The sequence below is a fragment of the Tardiphaga sp. genome, from assembly GCF_028290785.1.
Classification (GTDB): Bacteria; Pseudomonadota; Alphaproteobacteria; order Rhizobiales; family Xanthobacteraceae; genus Tardiphaga.
Map to the genome: position 1 here is coordinate 1 of NZ_JAQGJD010000244.1, position 4459 is coordinate 4459.

Annotated in this window: 4 protein-coding genes; all 4 read left to right on the plus strand. The window is 63.4% G+C overall.

Annotated elements, in window-relative coordinates; genetic code table 11:
- Window positions 1–675, plus strand: a 675-nt coding sequence (locus JWR89_RS15305) for an SDR family oxidoreductase (RefSeq protein WP_299717589.1), incomplete at its 5' end; no start/stop codon positions are given.
- Window positions 676–1427: 752 nt separating this feature from the next.
- On the plus strand, window positions 1428–2504 hold the full coding sequence (locus tag JWR89_RS15310; protein WP_299717591.1) for a Cj0069 family protein: 1077 nt from the start codon (window positions 1428–1430) through the stop codon (window positions 2502–2504).
- A 157-nt stretch (window positions 2505–2661) separates the two neighbouring features.
- Complete coding sequence (locus JWR89_RS15315) at window positions 2662–3987, plus strand: MFS transporter (protein ID WP_299717593.1); 1326 nt, start codon at window positions 2662–2664, stop codon at window positions 3985–3987.
- Between the two features lie 122 nt (window positions 3988–4109).
- Window positions 4110–4459 (plus strand): thiosulfate sulfurtransferase GlpE (locus tag JWR89_RS15320; RefSeq protein ID WP_299717595.1); only part of this gene is annotated, 350 nt, incomplete at its 3' end.

Sequence of the window (4459 nt, forward strand, 5' to 3'; positions counted from 1 at the left end):
ATCGCCGACCTCACCCGGCCCGCGCTCGATGCCGCGCAAGCGCAGATCGATGCCATCCGGCCCGGCGTCACCCGTTCTGTGGTGATGGATGTCGCCGACGAAGCCAGCGTGATCGCCGGCATCGCCGATTGCGAAACCGACTTCGGCCCGGTACGCGGCCTGGTCAATTCCGCCGGCATTGGCCGCGACGTGCCGTTCTTCGACACTTCCGTCAAACTGTTCCGCGAGATCCTGGACATCAACCTGGTGGGCACCTTTACGGTGGCCCGCGAGGCTGGCCGGCTGATGCGCGCCCATGGCGGCGGCGCCATCGTCAACGTTGCCTCGGTCTCGGGCCTGCGCGGCAATATCGGCCGGTCGGCCTACGGCGCCTCCAAGGGTGGCGTGGTGACGCTGACCCAGGTGATGGCCTGCGAACTGGCGCCGCTCAAGATCCGCGTCAACGCCATCGCGCCGGGGCCGTTCGAGACGCCGATGGTGCAGGCCATGCACACCGCCGAGACCCGCGCCGGCTGGCTGCAGACTGTGCCACAGCGCCGGTACGCCGAGCCCGAGGAAGTCGCCGGCGCCGCCGTGTTCTTGCTCGACGACCGCAAGAGCAGCTTCGTCACCGGGCACATTCTGAACGTCGATGGCGGCTTCGCAGCCCACGGGCTGCTGCCGGCATTTCCATAGTTCAGGACGGATTTATCGACAGGTTGATGTAACTCCTTGAGATCGTTACAGGATAATATATTCCATAATATACCTTATGCGAATCCGGTGTGTAGGCCCGGAGCCTCTGGGCTGGACCTGTTGTTGGTCCCCACTAAGATCGGCATCGACTCCATAAGATCGGCACAGTCCCCGCATAAGATCGGCATGGCTGCCGGCGGGTTGGCACTTAAGCGTAAACTTCTGATCGAAAATGCCGTTGGCGATGTTCGTTCCGCCGCCGACCGACGCCGGTGACTTTGAAGTCCTGCGAATGGCCGTAGGCGGTCCCATGGAGGCTGGGCTTGGGCTGAATCCCGAGGCTGGAGCCATCGTCTCCAGTCAGCGTCGTATCCGGAACGCATCCTCGACATGCCGTCGCCGACCGACAATTCGCTTGCCCAGGACTGGGGCAATCGGTGTCGGGCTCGCCTGAGCAACGAGATGGGTGAGGCACCCTCACCTGCTCTTTGGCACTCAACCGCGAGTGCCTGCGTCAGATCAAACTTCACCTCGGCCAACTGGTTTCGACCTCGAAGCATACCAGGCTTCACGCTCCTCACCGTTGATCCGCTAGGTTCACGGATTTCCCCGAAGGTCCATGGTTGGCAACTCCGGTCTTGAAACGAGCGTCCGAACCCGCGTACAGTCGTATCCATGGGGACAGGCAGACTCCCCTTCAGACCTCTGTGTTCAAGCTCTGCGCGACACACGATCTTTCGTGGAGAACGCGCATGGACACCGAACGACATCTTCCTCTCCGTCAGACTGTTGCAATCCTCTCTCGCGGAGACGCTTCCGCACGCCGGGACACGACGCCGCAAAACAGTCGCTTCGTCCGCGTCTTCGAGGCCCTCGCTGCCGCCGGCATCGACGCCATGCCGGCAATCTATGACGAGGCCTTCGCCGAGGCGGTTCGCAAGCAATTGCTGGCAGTGGATGGCGTCCTCGTCTGGGTCGATCCGATACACCAAGGCAAAACGCGGGTGGCGCTCGATGAGCTGCTGCGAGAGGTTGCGACGCTGAGCCCATGGGTGAGCGCCCATCCCGATGTCATCCTGAAGATGGGCGTCAAGGAGGTGCTCTACCGAACGCGCCACCTGGGCTGGGGCGTCGATACGCATCGGTACGACAGCGTAGCTACCTTCCAAGCGGAATTCCCTTCGCGCTTGCGGGCCGAAGGCCCACGCGTGCTCAAACAAAATCGCGGAAATGGAGGCCAAGGCGTCTGGAAAGTGGAGGCTCTGCCGGAAGCGGCGACCGTTCGGGTGCTCCACGCGCAGCGCGGAAGCCTGCCCGAGGACATGCCGCTCAACGACTTTATTGACCGATGCGAGTCATATTTTGGATGGGGCGGCTGCATCATCGATCAGGCGTTCCAGCCGCGTCTCCCCGATGGGATGATCCGTTGCTACATGAGCGGACCAAAAGTCGCGGGCTTTGGGCACCAACTGGTCAAGGCCCTGATCCCACCGCCGTCAGCAGGTCCGGATTCTCCGGAAGCTCAATCCGGTCCACGCATCATGCACGGCCCAGAAGCCCCGCAGTTCCAGGCGCTACGAAGGTCAATGGAGGAAGAGTGGACGTCGCAAATGATGGAAACACTGGATATCGATGAGATGTCGCTGCCGGTCATCTGGGACGCGGATTTTCTGTTTGGCCCGCGCGACGCGACCGGCGCTGACACCTACGTTCTTTGCGAAATCAACGCGAGCTCCTGCTTCGCGATACCCGACCAGGCGCCTGCGGCGATCGCACTGACCGTCAAAGACCGGCTTCTGCAAAACGGAGCTGTGAGTTCCGGTCGATAGAGCACAGAAGGTGCCGCAGCATTGGCACTGCGTCACCCTGCCCCGCGAAGGTCCTTGGCGACGCGAGGCTATTGCGCCTCCCCCAAACGGGAGAACGCTTCCAGACGAACTTTCATCCCGAACCGCGCCGCCGAATAGCCACCAGCAAGGACGCCACATGCTTTCCGTTCTCGCCAATCGCACCTACCGGCACCTGTTCGCAGCGCAGGTCATCGCGTTGATCGGTACCGGCATGATGACGGTGGCTCTCGGCCTGCTTGCCTTCAAGATCGCGGGCGACAAGGCGGGCGCGGTGCTCGGAACGGCGCTGGCCATCAAGATGGTCGCCTATGTCGGCGTGGCGCCCGTCGTCGGTGGCTTCGCCAATCTGCTGCCGCGCCGTGCCTTTCTGGTCTCGATGGACCTGACCCGCGCCGCCGTGGCGCTGGCGCTTCCGTTCGTCGATCAGGTCTGGCAGGTGTACCTGCTGATCTTCGTGCTGCAGTCGGCCTCCGCAGCGTTCACGCCGACGTTCCAGGCGACCATTCCAGACGTGCTTCCGGACGAAGCTCAGTATACCCGAGCGCTGTCGCTGTCGCGGCTGGCCTATGACATGGAGAGTCTGGTCAGCCCGATGCTGGCGGCGGCGCTGCTGACCATCATCGCTTTCAATCTGCTGTTCGTCGGAACCGTGATCGGTTTCGTCTGCTCGGCAGCGCTTGTGCTGTCCGTGACCATTCCTCAGCCGCAAGCATCGGAACGAAAGCGAGGCATCTACGACAACACCACGCGCGGGATCCGCATCTACCTGTCGACGCCAAGGCTGCGCGGCCTGCTGGCGCTCAACCTTTCCGTAGCCGCAGCGGGCGCGATGGTGATCGTCAACACCGTCGTGCTGGTCCGCGGGGTGCTGCACGGATCTGACACCGACGTGGCAATCGCGCTGGCGTGTTTTGGCGGCGGGTCGATGACGGCGGCACTTTTGCTGCCGAAGCTGCTCGATCGGGTGCCGGATCGCCCGGTCATGCTCTCGGCGGCAGGGCTGCTCGCAGCGGCGCTTCTGTGCTTCGCCCTGTTGGTGTCCACATCTGTGGCCACGCAGTGGATCTGGCCGGGCTTGCTGACGACGTGGGCAGTGCTCGGTGTCGCCTATTCGGCCGTCATGACGCCGTCCGGACGTTTGCTGCGACGCTCGGCGCATGCTGCCGACCGTCCGGCGGTGTTTGCCGCTCAGTTCGCCCTATCGCACGCCTGTTGGCTGCTCACCTATCCGCTGGCTGGCTGGCTCGGCTCGGCGGCAGGATTGGTGCCGACGTTGCTTGTGCTCGCCGCGATCACGCTCTGCGGCGTCCTGCTCGCCCGAATGGTATGGCCCGCGTTAGACGACGATGTGGTCCCGCACCGCCATCCGGATCTGCCGTCGAACCATCCCCATGTGCACGGCGAACACGCGGGGCACGCGCACGCGTTCGTGATCGATGACCTTCACCACCGTTGGCCCTGATGGCAACCTGGTCGTCTTGACAGCATCAGCCGTTCTGGACGAAAAGGGCTCCACGGGGACCGCGATCTCCCCGCGAGGCGACAGCTAAAGTATCGCGTCCCGTTCACAACGAGGGCGCAGCTATGTCGTCATACACCTCCATCTCCGTTGATAAATTATCCAGGTTGATCGGCACTCCCACTACGCCGGTGCTGATCGACGTTCGGACGGACGAAGATTTCGCCGCCGATCCCCGCATCATCCCCGGCGCGCTGCGCCGTCCGTACGTGACCGTGGCAGATTGGGCGAAGTCATTTACGGGCCGGTCCGTGATCGTCGTCTGCCAAAAGGGCCTGAAACTCAGCGAAGGGGTTGCCGCTTGGCTGCGTCATGCCGGCGTCCCAGCCGAAACGCTCGACGGGGGATTCGAGGCTTGGAAGGCCGCGAAGCTGCCGGCGGTGCCGGTTGCCAAGCTGCCGCCTCCGGACGCGCA